The sequence below is a fragment of the Caulobacter sp. Root1455 genome, from assembly GCF_001426905.1.
Lineage (GTDB): Bacteria > Pseudomonadota > Alphaproteobacteria > Caulobacterales > Caulobacteraceae > Caulobacter.
The window spans coordinates 316,230-334,890 of sequence record NZ_LMFQ01000023.1; the positions used below are offsets into that span (position 1 = coordinate 316,230).

At 70.1% G+C, this 18,661-nt stretch carries 4 protein-coding genes; 2 read left to right on the forward strand and 2 right to left on the reverse strand.

The window, feature by feature from the left end:
- The first annotated feature begins 124 nt into the window (after nt 1-124).
- Both ASD21_RS24065 and ASD21_RS17235 read left to right on the forward strand, forming a co-directional pair.
- The gene (locus ASD21_RS24065; RefSeq protein ID WP_056443972.1) at nt 125-13,396 is read left to right on the forward strand and encodes an autotransporter-associated beta strand repeat-containing protein; all 13,272 of its coding nucleotides are present in this window, start codon (nt 125-127) and stop codon (nt 13,394-13,396) included.
- A 191-nt stretch (nt 13,397-13,587) separates the two neighbouring features.
- A complete protein-coding gene (locus ASD21_RS17235) occupies nt 13,588-14,454 on the forward strand; it encodes a dienelactone hydrolase family protein (RefSeq protein ID WP_056443976.1) in 867 nt (288 codons plus the stop codon).
- 112 nt (nt 14,455-14,566) lie between these two features.
- Here ASD21_RS17235 and ASD21_RS17240 read toward each other — a convergent pair whose 3' ends face one another.
- Nucleotides 14,567-17,017 carry a TonB-dependent receptor gene (locus ASD21_RS17240; RefSeq protein ID WP_056443979.1) on the reverse strand — a complete coding sequence of 817 codons (2,451 nt, stop codon included), beginning with the start codon at nt 17,015-17,017 and terminating at the stop codon, nt 14,567-14,569.
- A 300-nt stretch (nt 17,018-17,317) separates the two neighbouring features.
- On the reverse strand, nt 17,318-18,520 hold the full coding sequence (locus ASD21_RS17245) for an acyl-CoA dehydrogenase family protein (protein WP_056443982.1): 1,203 nt from the start codon (nt 18,518-18,520) through the stop codon (nt 17,318-17,320).
- Nucleotides 18,521-18,661 lie beyond the last annotated feature (141 nt).

Sequence of the window (18,661 nt, forward strand, 5' to 3'; positions counted from 1 at the left end):
ATCCCCGCACGCCGACAGTCGTAAAAACCCCGCCAATCTCGGGGTTTACCCCGACTGACGCCGTCGACCTCCTGTGTACGATCGTCGCCGAAAAGGGACGGTCCGCCAGTCGCAGGAGTTTGCCATGTCGCAACGCGGGGGCGCCCGGCGTTCGTCGCGTGCGGCGCACTGCTCCTCCGCGTCATCGATCGCGCTGGCGGCGGCGCTGGCGATCGGCGTCGCCCATGGCGTCGGCCACGCCCAGACCGAGGTCCGATCCAGCTTCAACACCCAGCGGCTGAACAGCGACACGGCCTACATTCTCAATCAAGGCACGACGGCTTCCGCGCGGAACAAGGACGCGATCATCGTCGACGGCATCCCGCCCGCCACGTTCACCAACGCCGGCGTCATAACGAACGACAGGCGTTTCACCGGCGAACGGAACTTCGACTCCGCCTCGGCCATTCGCTTCCGCGACGACGGCAGCCTGATAAACCAGCCGATCGGCCTGATCCTCGGCGACGACCGCGGCGTGGCCGTCGATGGAAGCTTCACGCACGTCAATCTCGCGATCACCAACCTTGGCGACATCAGCGCCGGGGAAGGCCCCGCGATCGCCTTCACCCACAACACCAGCGGCGCGGTCGACAATTTCGGAACGATCAACAGCGGCGACATCGGCCTGTTCGCCGATCCGTTGCACCACGGCGGCGATGGCGGCAGCGACGGCAACAGCGGCATCGCCATCTTTATCGACACGTTGGGAACGGTCTCGATCAACAACCATGCGGGCGCCTCGATCCGGTCCGGGATCGGCGTGTCGCCCAGCGCCATCGTCATCCGGTCGGGCGACCATGTGATCGTCAATGAAGGGCTGATCGACGGGCACCGCATGGGTGTCGAGATCACGGACGGCGGGGCGCAGGTCACTAACCGCGGCACGATCTCCTCCGAAACGGGCACCGCGATCAACTTCGGAAGCAACGACAACCTCCTCACGCTCGACACGGGCTCGATACTCCACGGCGCCGCGACCAGCTTCGGAGCCAACAACTTCCTGCGACTCCACGGCTCGGGCTCCGAAAGCAGCCCGATGAGCGGGTTCACCAACCTGACCATGGACGGCGAGGCCTGGACGCTGGGCGGTACGGTCAGCCTGACGGATGATGCTCCCAACACGATCAACGTGCAGCGCGGAACCCTGACCGTGACCGGCACGCTTCGCCCGGGACTTGGCGGCGGTGCGATGATCGCGAGCGGCGCCGGACTGTCGATCGGGGCAGGTGGCGTCACCGGCAGCCTCGAGGGCGACATCGTCGACCACGGCGTCCTGACGCTCAGTCGGTCGGACGACGTGATCTTCACCAGCACCATCGTCGGCTCCGGCTCGGTGGTGAAGCGCGGCGCAGGCCGGATGACGGTGATCGCGGCGAACAGCTATTCCGGCGGCACGCGGATCGAGGACGGCGTGCTCAACGTGTCGAGCAACGTCAACCTGGGCAGCGCGACCGGAAGCCTGACCTTCGACGGGGGGACGCTTCGGGTCGGCGATCCGTTCACCACCGGGCGGGCGACGACGGTCTCGGTGGCTGGCGGGACCATCGATGTGGCGAGCCCGAGCGTCACCTTCACGGGCAATCTGCTGGGCGCCTACCCGCTTCACAAGAAGGGCACGGGCCTTCTGATCCTGGCGGCCGACAGCCCCAACTACACGGGGACCCTGACGATCGACGCCGGCAACGTGCGGCTCGGCGCCGGCGGAACCACGGGCACGATCGCCGGCGACGTGAGCAACGCCGGCGTCCTGACCTTCAACCGCGCCACGGACCTGGTGTTCGCGGGATCGATCTCGGGCGGCGGGGCGATCATCAAGGAGGGCGGCAACAGGCTGACCCTGAGCGGGACCGTCGCTTCGACCGGGGTGCGCGGTTCCGCCGTCGAGGTTCGCTCCGGCGTGCTGGCGGTGACAGGCACGCTCCAAACCAGCGGCGAGGGTCTCACCACCGTCGCTCCCGGGGCGACGCTGACGATCGGCGACGGCGGATCGACGGGCATCCTCGTCGGCAACGTCAACAACGAGGGCGCGGTCGCATTCAACCGAGCGACCGATCTGACCTATGGCGGGGGGATCGTCGGGTCCGGCACGTTCGACAAGCAAGGCGGCGGAACGCTTACGCTGCTGGGCGAACTGGCCCTCACCGGCGAGGTCTCCATCAGCGGCGGCGCGCTGCGGCAAGGCGACGGCGGCGATCGGGGCACGATCGCCGGCCGCATCGTCAACAACGCCACCCTGATCCTGGATCGTTCCGACAACCTGACGCAGATCGCCGCCATCAGCGGCTCGGGCGCGCTGATCCAGCAGGGCGCCGGCACGACCACTCTGGCCGGGATCAACACCTATTCCGGCCTGACCAGCGTCAACGCGGGGCGGCTGGACATCTCCGGTTCGGTCGCCGGGGCCGTGCAGGTGGCGGCCGGCGGCACGCTAGGCGGCAGCGGGGGCAGCATTGGGGGCGCGGTTACGGTTCTCGCGGGCGGACAGGTGGCGCCGGGCGCGAGCTTCGGCACGCTGACGATGGGATCGCTGGTGCTGAACCCCGGTTCGCTGCTCGACTATGAGCTGGGCCTTCCCAACATCGTCGGCGGCGCGTCCAACGACCATATCATCGTCACCGGCGGGCTCACGCTCGACGGCCTGCTCAACATCTCGGACGAGGGCGGCTTCAGCCAGGGCGTCTACCAGCTGATCCACTATGACGGAGCGCTCACCAACAACGGACTGGATCTTGGCGCGCTGCCGGAACGCTTTCGCGAGACAGGAAACATCCTCGTTTCCACCGCGACCCCCAACGAGGTCAATCTAATCGTCAGCGCCGGCGGCTTCGGCCTGCAATTCTGGGACGGCGCCGGAACCGCCGGGAACAGCATCGTCGATGGCGGATCGGGAATCTGGAGCCCGTCGGGCTCCAACTGGACGGCGGACGACGGCAGCGTCAACGCTCCGTGGCAAGGGGGCTTCGCGGTGTTCCAGGGCGCCGCCGGCACGGTCACGCTCGGCGGGAACATGGGTTTCGCGGGGATGCAGTTCCGCACCGACGGCTATGTCGTCCAGGGCGGCGGCTTCTCGCTGGCCCATGAGCCGGAGACCATCATCACCGTCGATCCGGGGATGACGGCCAGGATCGAGGCGCCGATCACCAACGGACTGGGCGCCCTGACGGAACTGAAGAAGGAAGGCAACGGGACGCTGATCCTCGGCGGGATCAACACCTTCGCCGGCGGCGTCAATCTCGACCAGGGCACGCTGAGCGTCGCGACCGACGCCAATCTGGGCGCGGCGACGGGCGGCCTGACGTTCGACGGCGCCACCCTGCGCGTGGGCGATGGCTTCACCACGGCGCGAACCGTGCATCTCGAATTCGAGAGCGGGATCATCGATACGACCGGCGGGACCGCCACCTTCACCGGCCTGATCCATGGCGAGGGCGCGCTGTTCAAGACCGGCGTGGGCAATCTGGTGCTCGGAGGAACGGCCAACAGCTATGAGGGCGGGACCGTCATCATGGCCGGCGTGCTGACCGCCGCGACCGACAGCCTGCTCGGCGACCCCACCCAGGACGTCACGTTCGACGGCGGCGCGCTGACCGTCGGCGGCGGGTTCAGCTCGGCGCGCGCCCTGACCCTGGAGGACGGCGGCGGCACGCTGGACACCAGCGGCGCGAGCGCGACCTTCAGCGGCGTCATCTCGGGGACGGGCCGGCTCACCAAGGGCGCCTCGGCGAACACCATCGTCCTGACCGGGGACAACACCTTCACCGGCGGCGCCACGATCAACGGCGGCGTTCTGCAGCTCGGCGCCGGCGGCGCGACGGGGAGCATCGCCGGCGACGTGCTCGACAACGGCATGCTGATCTTCAACCGCGGCGGCGCCTATCAAATCGCCAACCAAATCGACGGAACCGGCGGGATCGAGATCACCGGCGGCGGCGTCGCGCACCTGCTGTCGAGGAACGCCTACAAGGGCGACACCCGGATCACGGGCGTCGCCGGCCAGCCTGTCGGCAGCACGCTGATCGCCGACTTCCGCGAGACCATGGGGGAACCGGGAACGGGCACTGTCTTCATGGCCCTGGACAGCACGCTGGCGCTGACCAGCTCGTTCAGCTTCGTCATACCGTTCACGATCCAGGACACCACCCAGACCTTCGACACGATCGGCGAGACGACCATCACGACGATGTCCGGACTGATCGACGGCGCCGGGCGGCTTCGCAAGGCCGGCGCCGGCGCGCTGGTCCTTCTTAACGGCGCCAACAGCTACACCGGCGGGACCAGGATCGACGAAGGCGTGCTCAGCGTCGACGTCGACGCCAACCTGGGCGCGGCGACGGGCGGGCTGGCCCTCGACGGCGGCGCCCTGCACGTGGGAGAGGGCTTCGCCACCGCGCGGGCCGTGACGCTCGACGCGGGCGGCGGGACGATCACGACCCTCGGGGCGCTGGCCACCTTCTCCGGCGTCATTTCCGGCCCAGGCGCGCTCACCAAGGCCGGCCTTGGCGAGCTGGTGCTGCAGGGCGCGGGCAACAGCTTCGCCGGCGGCGTATTCGTCAAGGCGGGCGCCCTGACGGTCGCCGCCGACAATCTTCTGGGCGAGGCTGGCGGCGGACTGACGCTCGACGACAGCACGCTCAACGTCGGCGACGGGTTCAGCTCGGCGCGAGGGGTGACGCTCGGGATTGGCGGCGGGACGCTCAATCTCAACGGCTCGAACGCGGCCTTCACGGGCGTCATATCGGGGCCTGGCCGGTTCAACAGCATGGGCGGCCCCGGCGCCACGATCCTGCTGACCGGCAACAACACCTTTACCGGGGGCGTCGAGATCAAGAGCGGCGTGCTGCAGATCGGCGACCTCGGCGGGACGACGGGCGGCGTCTTTGGCGCCATCATCAACCAGGGCGGTCTCGCCTTCGGCCGCAGCGACACCTATTCGGTCACCAACAATATCTCCGGCGTTGGCGATGTGACGTTCCGGAACGGCGGCGTCGCGACGGTGACCGGAAACAACCCCTTCGTGGGTGACTTGCGGATTATCGGCGTTTCGAGCCCGACGCCGCTGGCCACGACGCTCGTCGCGGAGGCGAGCGCCAATCTGGGCAATTCGACCGGGACCATCTACCTGGAGGATGGCGGCAAGCTTGCTCTCACCAAAACGTTCAGCATCACGCGCAGGATTGAATTCACCGGCGCCGCACCGGTGACGATCGACTCGGGGCCAGGCACGATCACCGCCGAGGGCGTGGTTTTCGGAGCGGTTCCGCTGGTCAAGGACGGCTTGGGAACCCTGGTCCTCACCAATACCAACAGCCAGACCGGCGGCGCGATCATCGACGCGGGGGCGCTTCAGCTCGGAGCCGGCCTGGACGCGGGAACGCTCAACGGCGACGTCGTGATCGCGGCGGGCGCCAGGCTCGTCTTCGATCGCGCGGGTCCAGTGTTCTTCGGAAACGTCGCCGGCCCCGGCAGTCGGACGGCGTTCGGCGGCACGATCAGCGGGGCCGGCGCCGTCGTCCAGACGGGACCCGGCACGCTGATCGCGGTCGGGGCCCACACCTATACGGGCGGAACGATCGTTCTGAGCGGGCGGTTGCTGATCGACGGCTCCGTGACCGGACCGGCCGAGATCGCCGGCGGAGCGCGGCTGGCGGGTTCGGGCAGCTTCGCCGGCGCGGTGACCCTGGCCGACGGGGCGTTCCTCGAGCCGGGCGAGAGCGTCGGCACGTTGACGGTCGGCGGGCTGCTGCTCCGCTCCGGATCGGTGCTGAACTACCAGCTTGGCCTGCCGGACATCGTCGGCGGCGGGACCAACGACCTGACCATCGTCACCGGCGATCTCACGCTGGACGGTACGCTCAACATCGCCGACGCGGGCGGGTTCGGCCGGGGTGTCTACCGACTGATCAACTATGGCGGCGTGCTGACCGACAATGGTCTGGCGGTCGCGGGCCTGCCGACCCGGTTCGTCCCCGGCGACATGCTGGTCTCGACCGCGACCGCCGGCCAGGTCGACCTGATCGTCAACGCCGGCGGCTTCGGCCTCCAGTTCTGGGATGGCCCCGACACCGCCGGCGACGGCCTTGTCGATGGCGGCGCCGGAAGCTGGACCAACGCCGCGACCAACTGGACCGCCGATGACGGCGTGGTCAACGCGCCGTGGCAGGGCGGCTTCGCCGTCTTCCAGGGGGCGGCGGGCGTCGTGACGCTGGGCGCGCCGATCACGGTCGAGGGTCTGCAGTTCCGCACCGACGGCTATGCGATCGAGGGCGGCGGCTTCGGCCTCGCCGCGGGGCCCGACACGATCATCCGGGTCGACGCCTCGGTGACGGCGGCGGTCGATGCGCCGATCGCCGACGGGGCCGGCGGCCCGGCGCGGCTCACCGTGATCGGACCCGGTTCCCTGAGTCTTGGCGGCTCGAACACCTACAGCGGCGGCACGGTCGTCGACGCCGGCGCGTTGCGGATCAGCGCCGACGCCAATCTCGGGGCCGCGAGCGGCGCGCTGAGCCTGAACGGGGCCAGCCTGGCGACGACGGCCAGCTTCGGCTCCGGTCGCGCCGTCACCCTGGGCGAGGATGGCGGCGTGGTCTCGCCGGACGGCGCGACCCAGCTGACGCTGAGCGGCGTGATCGGCGGGGTGGGAGCGCTCCGCAAGTCGGGAGCCGGCACGCTCGTCCTTTCGGGGGCCAACACCTATGCCGGCGGCACGGTCATCGGCGCGGGCGTGCTGGCCGTGACGGCCGACGCCAATCTCGGCGCCGCCACCGGCGCGCTGGACCTGGACGGCGGGACGCTGCGCTTCGACGCCGGCTTCAATCCCGCCGCCAGCCGCTCCATGACCCTTGCCCCGTCGGGGGGCGCGATCGACACCAATGGCCATGACGTCGCCTTGGCGCAGGGCGTCGTCGGGGCCGGCGCGCTGGTCAAGATCGGGGCGGGCACGCTGACCCTCGCCGGCGACAATGGCTATTCCGGCGGCACGACGATCCAGGCCGGTGCGCTGCAGATCGGAAACGGCGGGGCGACGGGCGGCGTCCTTGGCGACGTCGCCAACAACGCCGGCCTGATCTTCAATCGGTCGGACGCGGTGACCTTCGGCGGGCTGATCAGCGGCGGCGGCGCGCTGACCAAGCTCGGCGCGGGAACGCTGACGCTGATCGGCGCCAACACCTATGCCGGCGGGACCACGATCAGCGCGGGGACCTTGCGGGTCGGCGACGGCGCCGCCCGCGGCGGCCTCGCCGGCGACATCGTCGACAACGCCGCCCTGGTGTTCAATCGCGGCGACGCCGTGACGTTCGCCGGCGCGATCAGCGGCTCTGGAACGGTCAGCCAGACCGGCGCCGGCACGCTGACGCTCGGCGGCGCCAACACCTATTCGGGCGGCACGATCGCCCGTTCGGGAACGATCGCGGTGTCCAGCGACCTCAATCTCGGCGCGTCCCTCGCGGGTCTGACGCTCGACGGCGCGGCCCTGCTGACCACGGCCGCGATCAGCAGCACGCGTCCCATCGGCTTGGCCACGGGGGGCGGGACAATCGACAACGGCGGCGTCTCCGACCTGTTCGCCGGCCAGATCGCCGGTCCCGGCGCCTTGACCTTGACCGGCGTCGGGACGGTCACGCTGACGGCCGAGAACGCCTATGCCGGCGGGACCACGATCGCGGCCGGCACGCTCCGCCTCGGCGACGGCGGGACCACCGGCGACATCGCCGGCGATGTCGTCAACAACGGCGTCCTGACCTTCACGCGCTCGAACCTGGTGTTCTTCGACGGCATGGTCAGCGGCGGCGGATCCGTGGTGCAGGCCGGGACGGGCGCGACGGTCCTCACGGCGTCGAACAGCTATACAGGAGGCACCACGATCAGCGCCGGCGCCCTGCGGATCGGCGACGGCGGGACCAGCGGCGACATCGCCGGCGATGTCGTCGACAACAGCCTGCTGGTCTTCGACCGTTCCGACACGCTGGTCCTCGGCGGCGCGATCAGCGGCGCCGGCGCGGTTCTGCAGGCCGGCGCCGGGACGACGATCCTCACCGGCGCCAACACCTTCACGGGCGGGACCACGATCAGCGCCGGCGTCCTCGAGATCGGCGACGGCGGGACGGCTGGAAGCCTCACCGGCGACGTCGCCGACAATGGCGCGCTGGCGTTCAACCGGGCCGACGCGGTGACGTTCGCCGGCGTGGTCAGCGGCGCGGGCGCGCTCAACCAGATCGGCGCGGGCACGCTGACGCTTTCGGGGGCCAATTCCCATACCGGGGGAACAACCGTCAGCGCCGGAACCCTCGCGGTCGCCAGCGATCTCAATCTTGGCGGGGCGGGCGCGACGCTGACCCTGGACGGCGGGCGCCTGCTGACCACGGCCGGGCTCGCGAGCCAGCGGTCCATCCTGCTGAGCGTCGGCGGCGGAACGATTGACAACGGCGGCTTCGCCGACCTGTTCTCCGGACCGATCACCGGTCCCGGCGCCTTGAGCGTGACGGGCGTCGGCACGGTGACGCTGACCACCGACAACAATCATGCGGGCGGCACGACGATCATGGCCGGCGCGCTGCGGCTCGGCGACGGCGCGACCACCGGCGTCATCGTCGGCGATGTCGCCAATGAAGGAACGCTGGTGTTCGATCGCTCCAACGCCCTGGTGTTCGACGGGGTGATCAGCGGAACCGGCGCGGTGGTCCAGCAGGGGTCCGGCACGACCACGCTGACCGCCGCCAGCAGCTATGCCGGGCCGACCAGCGTCAACAACGGCCGCCTCCTCGTCGACGGGACGATCGGCGGCGCCGTCGCCGTGGCCGGCGGCGCGCGGCTGGGCGGGGTAGGCGTCATCGGCGGCGCCGTGACTATCGCCGACGGCGGGCGTCTGGCGCCGGGCGACGGTCCCGGCGTGCTGACGGTGGGGTCTCTGGTGCTCGGGGCCGGCTCGCAGCTCGACTACGAGCTCGGCCTGCCCGACATCGTCCACCAAGGCGTCAACGACCTAACCATCGTGGGCGGCGCCCTCACCCTGGACGGGACCCTGAACGTCGCCAACGCGGGCGGGCTGGGTCTGGGCGTCTATCGGCTCATCGGCTATGGCGGCGCGCTGACCGACAACGGCCTTGTGCTGGGCGCGGCGCCGAGCGGCTTCTCCGCCCCGAACCTGGTGATTTCGACGGCGACGCCGGGCGAGGTCAACCTGATCGTCAGCAGCGGCGGCGGGGCCGGGCTGCAGTTCTGGGATGGTCCCAACACCGCCGGCAACGGCGTCGTCGACGGCGGCGCGGCGATCTGGAGCGCGACGGCGACCAACTGGACGGTCGCCAACGGCGGCGTCAACACCGCCTGGAAGGGCGGCTTCGCGATCTTCCAGGGCGCGGCCGGCGTGGTGACCCTGGGCGAACCGATCGCCTTCGAGGGCATGCAGTTTCGCACCGGCGGTTACCGCATCGAGGGCGGCGGCTTTGGTCTGACCGCCGGGGGCGTCACGATCATCCGGGTCGATCCGTCGACGACGGCGACGATCAACGCGTCGATCACCGGGGCGGCGACGCTCACCAAGAGCGGCGGCGGGGTGCTCGTCCTGGGCGGGGCCAACAGCTATGCCGGCGGCACGGCGATCAACGGCGGCGCGATCCGGATCGGCGCCGACGCCAATCTCGGCGCAGCCTCCGGCGGGCTCGCGCTCGATTTCGGCACGCTGGAGACCACGGCGAGCTTCGCTTCCGCGCGCGGCGTGGCGCTTGGCGAGAACGGCGGCGCCTTCTCGATCGGCGCCGGCGCGCAGCTGACGCTCGACGGCGTGATCACCGGCGCCGGCCAGCTCGGCAAGACCGGCGAGGGAACGCTCGTCCTGACCGGACTCAACAGCCATGCCGGCGGCACGATCGTCGAGGCGGGGACTCTTGTCGTGTCCAGCGACGGCAATCTGGGCGCGGCGGCCGCCCCCCTCGTTCTCGACGGCGGCACGCTGCGCCTGGGCGCCAGCTTCGATCCCGCCGCGACGCGGCCCGTCGACCTGCTCGGCCTTGGCGGCGCGATAGACACCGGCGGCTACACCTCGACCTTCGCGCAGGGCATCGCCGGCACGGGCGCGCTGACCAAGCAGGGCGGCGGCGCCCTGATCCTCGTCGGCGACAACAGTTACAGCGGCGGCACGACGATCAGCGCGGGCGCGCTGCGGATCGGCAACGGCGGAACGACCGGCAGCCTTGCTGGCGACGTCGTCGACAACGGCGTCTTGGTCTTCGATCGAGCGGACCAGACCGCCTTCGCCGGCGCGATCAGCGGCGCCGGATCGCTGACCCAGGCCGGAACCGGCAAGACCGTCCTGACGGGCGCCAACAACTACGCCGGCGGCACGCTGATCAGCGCGGGAACCCTGCAGATCGGCAATGGCGGAACCGGCGGCGCGATCACCGGCGAAGTCGTCAACGATGGAACGCTGGCCTTCAATCGCTCGGACGATGTGACGTTCACCGGCGCGATCAGCGGGGCCGGCGCGTTGCGCCAGGAAGGCGGCGGCACGCTGACCTTGAGCGGCGCCATGCGCTATACCGGCCCGACGACCATTGTCCGGGGGCGGCTGGAGGCGGCGGGGTCGCTCGGCGCCACGGCCGTCACCGTCGTGTCCGGCGCGACCTTGTCGGGCGGCGGCTCCATCGCGGGATCTGTAAGCATAAGCGCCGGCGCGCGCCTCGCTCCTGGCCCGCTCGCCGCGCCGGGCAGCCTTTCGGTCGGAGCGCTCGCCCTGGCGCCGGGCGCGCGGCTGACCTGGCGGCTGGGGCGTCCCAATGTCGTCGGCGGGCGCCTGAATGACCTGGTGGAGGTCGCCGGCGATCTGACGCTGGACGGCAGGCTCGACATCACCCCGACCTCGGACTTCGCGACGCTGCCTGGCAGTTATCGGCTGATCGACTACGGCGGCGCGCTCACCGACCAGGGGCTTGCCTTGGGGGCGCTGCCCGATCGTTTCGCGGCCAGCCAGGTGCAGACGGCCATTCCCGGCCAGGTCAATCTGGTGGCGGTTCGCGATGGGCTCGCCCTCCAGTTCTGGGACGGCGGCGACAGTCTCGGCGACGGACGGGTCGACGGCGGCGGCGGCGCGTGGAGCCTCGCCGGAACCAATTGGACGACGCCGAACGGCGCCATCAACCAGCAATGGATCTCGGGCATGGCCGTCTTCGCCGGGCCCGGCGGCGACGTCACGCTGGGCGGGGACGTGGAGGCCGTCGCGCTCCAGTTCGTCGGCGACGGCTACCGCATCCAGGGCGCGGGACATGTCCTGACCTTCCTGAACCACGCCTCGGGCGTCGGCGGTCTGGTGCGTGTCGATCCGGCGGCCACGGCGGAAATCGCCGCCGTGATCGCCGGGACGGCGGGGCTCACCAAGTCGGATGCGGGAACCCTGATCCTGACGGGGAACAACAGTTATTCGGAGGGCACGACGATCCGGGACGGCACGCTCCAGATCGGGGCCGGTGGAACCAGCGGCGGGATCGGCGGCGATGTCGCCAACGACGGCCGCCTGGTCTTCGATCGATCGGACAGCGTGACTTTCGCCGGGGTGATCAGCGGTCTCGGAGCGGTGGAGCAGGGCGGCTCCGGCCTCCTGGCCCTGACGGGCGCCAACAGCTATTCCGGCGGCACGGCCGTGCGCGCCGGCGTGCTGCAGATCGCGCGAGACGCCAATATCGGCGGCGCGACCAGCGCGCTGACGCTCGATTCCGGGACCCTGCGCTGGGCGGCGGGCTTCGATCTGGCCGCGACGCGACCGATCACGCTGGGCGCGGGCGGCGGGCGCTTCGACACCAACGGCTTCGACAGCACGATCAGCCAGGGCGTCGGCGGTCCGGGGGGACTGGCCAAGCTCGGCGCCGGTCGCCTCACCCTGGCCGGCCACAGCGACTACGCCGGCCAGACATCGATCGTGATGGGCGAGCTTTCGATCAACGGCTCGATCCGCTCGGCCACGACGGTGGGGCCGGACGGAACCTTGAGCGGCGTGGGCGTGATCTTCGCCAAGGTCGTCAACCGCGGCCGCGTCGCGCCCGGCAATTCGATCGGCACGCTCACGGTAAGCGGCGACTATGCGGGCGACGGCGGCGCGCTCGAGATCGAGACCCTGCTCGGCGGCGACGACTCGCCCAGCGATCGGCTGGTCATCGCGGGCGGGGCCGCGACCGGCTCGACGACGGTGCATGTGCTCAATCTGGGCGGGGCGGGCGCCCTGACCACGGGCGACGGCATCCTGGTCGTCGACGCGGCGAACGGCGGAACCACGACCGCCGATGCGTTCAAGCTGTCAGCGCCCGTCCTGGCCGGCCCATACGAATACCTGCTGGTGCGCGGCGGCGGCGCCTCCACCGCCTCCGACGACTGGTTCCTGCGCTCGACGACGGAGGCGGGCGGGGAGACCCCGTCCTACCGGCCGGAAACCTCGCTCTACGCCGCGCTGCCGGCGCTGGCCCTCACCTATGGCCGGTCCCTGGTCGGCACGCTGCACGAGCGGATGGGCGACATGGACCGCCTGGGGCCCCATCGCGACGATGATCGGGCCGTATGGAGCCGCGTCCTCCTTCGCGACGGCGAGCGCGAAGGCAAGAACGGGATCCTGGGGCAGGGGCCCCGCTATGACTACGACTACTACGCGGCCCAGATGGGCGTCGACCTCGTGCACGAGAGCGGCGAGAACAGCGGCCGGTTCGCCGGTCTCTACGCGGCCTACGGCTCCGGCGACGGCGAGGTTCAGCACTTCACCCAGGCGCGGACCGGCAAGGACAAGTTCAACGCCTACACGCTGGGCGCCTATTGGACCCGTTTTGATCCGACGGGCTGGTACGTCGACGGGGTCGTCCAGGCCACTCAGTACGACATGAAGGCGCAGTCGGCGCGCCTGGGGACGGTGAAGACGAACGGGTCCGGTTTCGCCGCTTCGATCGAGGGCGGCCGCGCGCTGCGGACGGGCGCCGTCACGGTCGAACCGCAGGCCCAGCTGATGTTCCAGTCGGTTTCGCTGGACGACGTGACCGACATGGCCGCTCGCGTTCACTTCCAGGACATGAACGCCCTGACCGGCAGGCTCGGCGCGCGCGTCGCCAAGACCTGGGATCGGGGCGGCGAAGACGCCGTCTCGCTGTGGGGCCGGACGAGCCTCTGGTACGAGTTCCAGGGCGACACCAAGGCGGCGTTCTCGTCGGCGAAAGGCTTCGTCCCGCTGCATGCCGACCTCGGCGGCGAGTGGGTCGAGTTCGACGGCGGGGTCACGGCCGAGGTCAACAGCAGGCTCTCGCTGCACGCCAACGTCCGCTACGAAACCGACTTCGAGGGCCGGCAGCACAGCTATGGGCTCCAGGCGGGTCTGAAACTGCGCTGGTGAAATCGCCGTCGCCGCCGCTCGCCGCCGTTGTGTTCTGCCAACGACCGCCAGGCGTCGACGAGCGTCCGCGGTGTTTCTCCGTTGAAACATTCCCGGGCTTGGGTCATGCGGTAATGCGTTCACCACAAGGGCGGCGCGCGCTGGCCGCCCCCACTCTCGGCGTCTTTGGCGCTCCGACGGAGAATGCTCGCATGTGTGACGACGATATCCACCCCGGTCTGGTTCACGATCCCCGCCTGTCGCGCCGGACCTTCGGTCTGGCCGCCGCCGCGCTGGGCGGCGTCGCCGCGACCGCCGTCCGGGCCCAGAGCCCGGTGGTCGAGAAGGACGTCGAGATCAAGACGGCCGACGGCGTGGCCGACGCCGCCCTGTTCTACCCGGAAGGCAAGGGGAAATGGCCGGCGGTGCTGGTCTGGCCGGACGTGCTGAGCCTGCGGCCGGTGTTCCGCGACATGGGCAAGCGACTGGCCGCGGCCGGCTATGTGGTGCTGGTCCCCAACCTCTACTACCGGGCCAAGAAGGCGCCGGTGATCGAGCAGACCTTCGACTTCTCCAAGCCCGACGACCGCGCCAAGCTGGATCCGATGCGGGCCACGGTGACGCCGGAGGGCACCGACCGCGACGCCGTCGCCTATGTCGCCTTCCTCGACGCCCAGGCCCAGACCGACAAGGCCAGGAAGGTCGGCGTCCAGGGCTATTGCATGGGCGGCCCCCTGTCGTTCCGCGCCGCCGCGGCGGCGCCGGGCCGGATCGGGGCGGTGGCCACCTTCCATGGCGGCGGCCTGGTCACCGGGCAGCCGACCAGCCCGCACCTGCTGATCCCCAAGACCCACGCCGAGTACCTGGTCTGCGTCGCCGACAACGACGACAAGCAGGACCCGACCGTGAAGGACAAGCTGAAGGCCGCCTTCGCCGAGGCCAAGCGCCCGGCCAAGGTCGAGGTCTATGAAGGCGCGGCCCACGGTTGGACCGTCAAGGGCAGCCAGGTCTACAACGAGCCCGCCGCCGAGAAGGCCTGGACCGAACTGCTGGCGCTCTACAAGAAGGCCCTGGCCTGACGATCCAAAAAGAGGAGCGTGGCGCCAGGAAAGGCGCCACGCTCCAGGATCCGAGGTCGATGGCGAGCGGGAGGTCGGCTCGGCGGCCATCACGCCGAAGCGATCATTTCGGTCAGAACTTGACGGTGAGCGAGGCGCCGTAGGTGGTGGGCTTGCCGGGGAAGCGGACCACGACGTTGGCGTTGCTGCTGACCGCGCTCCAGTAATATTCGTCGGTCAGGTTGCGGCCCCACAGCGACAGCTCCCAGCCCTTGGCCGGGTCCGAGACGCCGACGCTGGCGTTCAGCAGGCCGTAGCCGTCGATCGCGAACAGCGGATTGCCCTCCAGGTCGGCCGAGGACTTGCCCTGCCAGCGGCCGTTCAACGCCGCCTGCAGCTTCAGCCCGCTCTCCAGGTCGTGATCGAACAGCGCGGTCAGTCCGCCCTGGAACTTGGGGCTGTAGAGGAACGGGCGGCCGTCGAAGCTCTGCGACTGGCCGGCGGCGTTGATGCCCGTATAGCCCTGCACCTCGGTGTGCAGCCAGGTGGCCGAGGCGATCAGGGTCAGGTCGCGCAGAGGCCGCCAGGTGATGTCGCCGTCCAGGCCGTAGGCCATGGACTCCGGCACGTTGGCCAGGCGCGCCAGGGCCGTATAGATCGGGTCGGCGAAATAGACGCTCAGCTGCTTGTCCGTGTAGTCGTAGTAGAAGGCGCTGATATTGGCCTGGAGCCTGTGGTCCAGCAGGCCGGCCTTCATGCCGACCTCGTAGGCGGTCAGCAGCTCCTGGTTGGCCGGCGCGTTCTGGGTCGAGATGTTGGCGGCGTTGATCGGCGTGACGCCGGCCTTGGCCCCGCGTGAGATCGACCCGAACAGCAGGACGTCTTCCGACGCCGCCCAGTCCAGCGCCACCCGCCAGGCCAGGTTGTCCTCGTCGAGCGTCGAGGTGACCAGGCCAAAGCTCTTCTTGACCGGGTCGAAGGTGTTGCACTGGCCCTGGCTGATCGGCGCGACCAGGCCGTAGGCGGCGAAGAACAGGGCGCGGTTCACGACGTTGACGTTGGGCAGCATGTTGCCGTTGAAGTCGCGCGAGCAGCCGGCGTAGTCCTGCTTGTCCTGGCTGTAGCGCACGCCCAGGGTCAGCTTCAGGTCGCTGGTCAGCTGGTGGTCGACATTGGCGAACAGGCTCCAGGTGTCGGTCTCGATGTCGCCGATGTCCCGATAGGTGCGGAACGCCTGGCTCATCTGCAGGGCGGTGTAGCCGCCGCTGTTGAACGGCGTGGCCAGCAGGGTCGAGCCATAGAAGCGCACCAGGCCGACATTGGCGTTCTGGCCCAGCAGGGTGCGGTTGCTGTCCAGGATCTCGTCGTGGGCGATGTAGCCGCCGACGAGCCAGGCGCCCTTGCTGGTCTTGCCCTCGAAATGCAGCTCCTCGGCCGAGGACTCGATCTCGCCATGGGCTTTCTGGACCAGCACCTCGTAGGGCGCGCCGCTCCAGTCGAACACCGCGTCGCGGGTCAGCTTGTTGTAGCTGGTCAGCGAGACCAGCCGCACCGAGTCGGTCAGGTCCCAGACCACCTTCAGCTTGCCGGCGTCCATCCGGTCGTCCTCGCGAGCCGGGCCACCGATGCCCAGGCCCGTGCCGATGTCCGCGCCACGAGCGGTCGGCGAGGCCCAGTCGGCCTGGCTGGCCTTGGTCGGCGGGTGCGCGTTGACGTAGGCGACCAGGCCCGGGGCGTTGAACGGACTGGCCGCCGTGGCCGGCGTGAAGCCGATCCCCTGGGCGGCCACGGTGTCGGACGTGTTGGTCCAGCCGGAATAGGACAGGTCGATCTCGACCGTGTCGCTGGGCTGGAAGGCCAGGGCGCCGCGCCAGCCCAGGCGGTGGTTCTCGCCCTGCCGCTCGCCGCGCGTGTTGCTGATCTGCCAGCCCTCGTCGCTGTCCTCGGAACGGAAGGCCACGCGGCCCTGCAAGCCCTTGCCGATCGGGCCGCCGACATAGCCCTCGAAATTGTGGGTCTGGTAGTTGCCGACCTCGGCGGTGGCCGAGCCCTCGAAGGTCTCGCTGGGCTTGTTGGTCACGAAGTCGATCAGGCCGGCGGTGGTGTTGCGGCCGTAGAGCGTGCCCTGCGGCCCCTTCAGCACCTCGACGCGCTCCAGGTCGAACATCGGGCCGGTGTTCATGAACGGATAGGCGTAGGCGACCTCGTCGACATAGGTGCCGACCGTCGAGGTGGCCGACAGGTTGATCGTGTTGAAGCCGATGCCGCGCAGCGTGTAGGTCGGCACGCCCTGGTAGCTCTGCGAGACCGTGAAGCTGGGGGCGATGGCCGACAGGTCCTTGGGGTCGGTGACCCGCAGCTGCTGCAGGGTTTCGCCGCTGAAGGCCTGGATCGGCATGCCGACGCTGTTGGCGGACTCCTCGCGCCGCTGCGCGGTGACCACCAGGGTCTCGATCGTGAAGGGGTCGGTCTTCTGGCCCTGGGTTTGACCTTGGGCTTTGCTCTGCGCCCAGGCGGGCGCGGCCGCAAGCAGGGCCAGCGCCGACGCACCGAGCGTCAGCGCCAAACGCGATGGTCCGGACATCCTTCTTCCTCCCTGATCGCCGCGCCTTCATGGGACGCTGGCTTTGGGAGGAGCGTGCGGGTCCGGCGTTGGGCGAACAAGCTATCGGAAATGATAGGGGGCGGGTTCAGAGCGCGCGGCGGTTCGAGCCCATCGGCATTCGCCCACACCGGTTGTCATCCCGGCCGTAGCGAAGCGGAGAGCCGGGACCCAGGGCAACCGCGTTGCCCCGGCCCCTGGGTCCCGGACAGCCTCTGCGAGGCTTCCGGGATGACAACTAATTTTAGCGTCCTGACGCCCTTGGATCGTAAGCCGCTCGCCCTAAAGCCCGAGGATCTGGCGGGCGATGATGTCGCGCTGGATCTCGCTGGAGCCGCCATAGATCGAGGCCGCGCGATTGTTCAGATAGCGGGCCATGGTGGTCAGGCCGTGTTCGGGGCCGATCGGCGACAGGTTCGAGCCCGCCGCCCGCGCCTGGGGCTGATGCGGGGCGACATAGGGGCCCAGCGTATCGGTCGCCAGCTCGTCGAGGCGCTGCAGGGCTTCAGAGCCCTGCAGCTTGAGCAGGGACGAGGCCGGGCCGGGACCGCCGCCGGCGGCCAGGGCGCTGAGCACCCGCCGCTCGGAGATGTCGATGGCCAGGGTCGCGATCTGCGCCTCGGCCAGGCGGCGGCGATGATGCGGATCGTCGAGCAGGCGCTCGGTCTCGTCGCCGGCTTCCAGCCCGGCCGAGGTCCGCAGGCGCTCCAGCGCCGCCTCGAGCCCGGGCGCGTAGCCGCCGCCGCGCTCGAAGGTCAGCAGGTGCTTGGCCACCGCCCAGCCCTGGTTCTCCTCGCCCAGCCGGTCGACGACCGGGGTGCGGGCTTCGTCGAAGAACACCTGGTTGACCTCGTGCTCGCCGGCCAGGGTGACGATCGGCTTGATGTTGATGCGGGGATTGTCCATGTCGATCAGCAGGAAGGTGATCCCGGCCTGGGGACGGCCCTGCGTCGCGGTGCGGACCAGGCAGAACATCCGGTTGGCCCAGTGGGCGTGGGTGGTCCAGATCTTCGAGCCGGTCAGCACGTAGTCGTCGCCGTCCCGCTCCGCGCGCAGCGACAGGGCGGCCAGGTCGGACCCCGCGCCGGGCTCGGAATAGCCCTGGCACCAGTAGTCCTCGCCCGACAGGATGCGGGGCAGGTAATGAGCCTTCTGGGCCGGCGCGCCGAACGCCATGATCGCCGGCGCCACCATCCTCAGGCCCATCGGCGCCAGGCCGGGCGCGCCGGCCCGGGCGCATTCGGCGGCGAAGACGTGGCGCTGCATCTCGGTCCAGCCCGGGCCGCCGTATTCCTCCGGCCAGGACGGCGCGGCCCAGCCCTGGGCGTGAAGGATCCTCTGCCAGGCCAGGCTGTGGATCTTGTCGCAGAAGACGCTGGTCATCCGTCGCCCGGCCTGGGCCAGCTCCGGCGTCAGGCGGGCGGCGAGGAAGGCGCGGACCTCGTCGCGAAAGGCCAGGTCCTCGGCCGACAGTTCAAGCTCCACCCAAATCACCTCGCCACGCGGGGCGCCGCTATCGCCCGCCCGCAAGCTCGCCAAGGGCGCTCGCGGACGCAAGCTATCGGAACTGATAGGGACCTTCCCTAGGGGGATCGTTGCGCCCCCCGCCAAGCCGGATCATCGTCC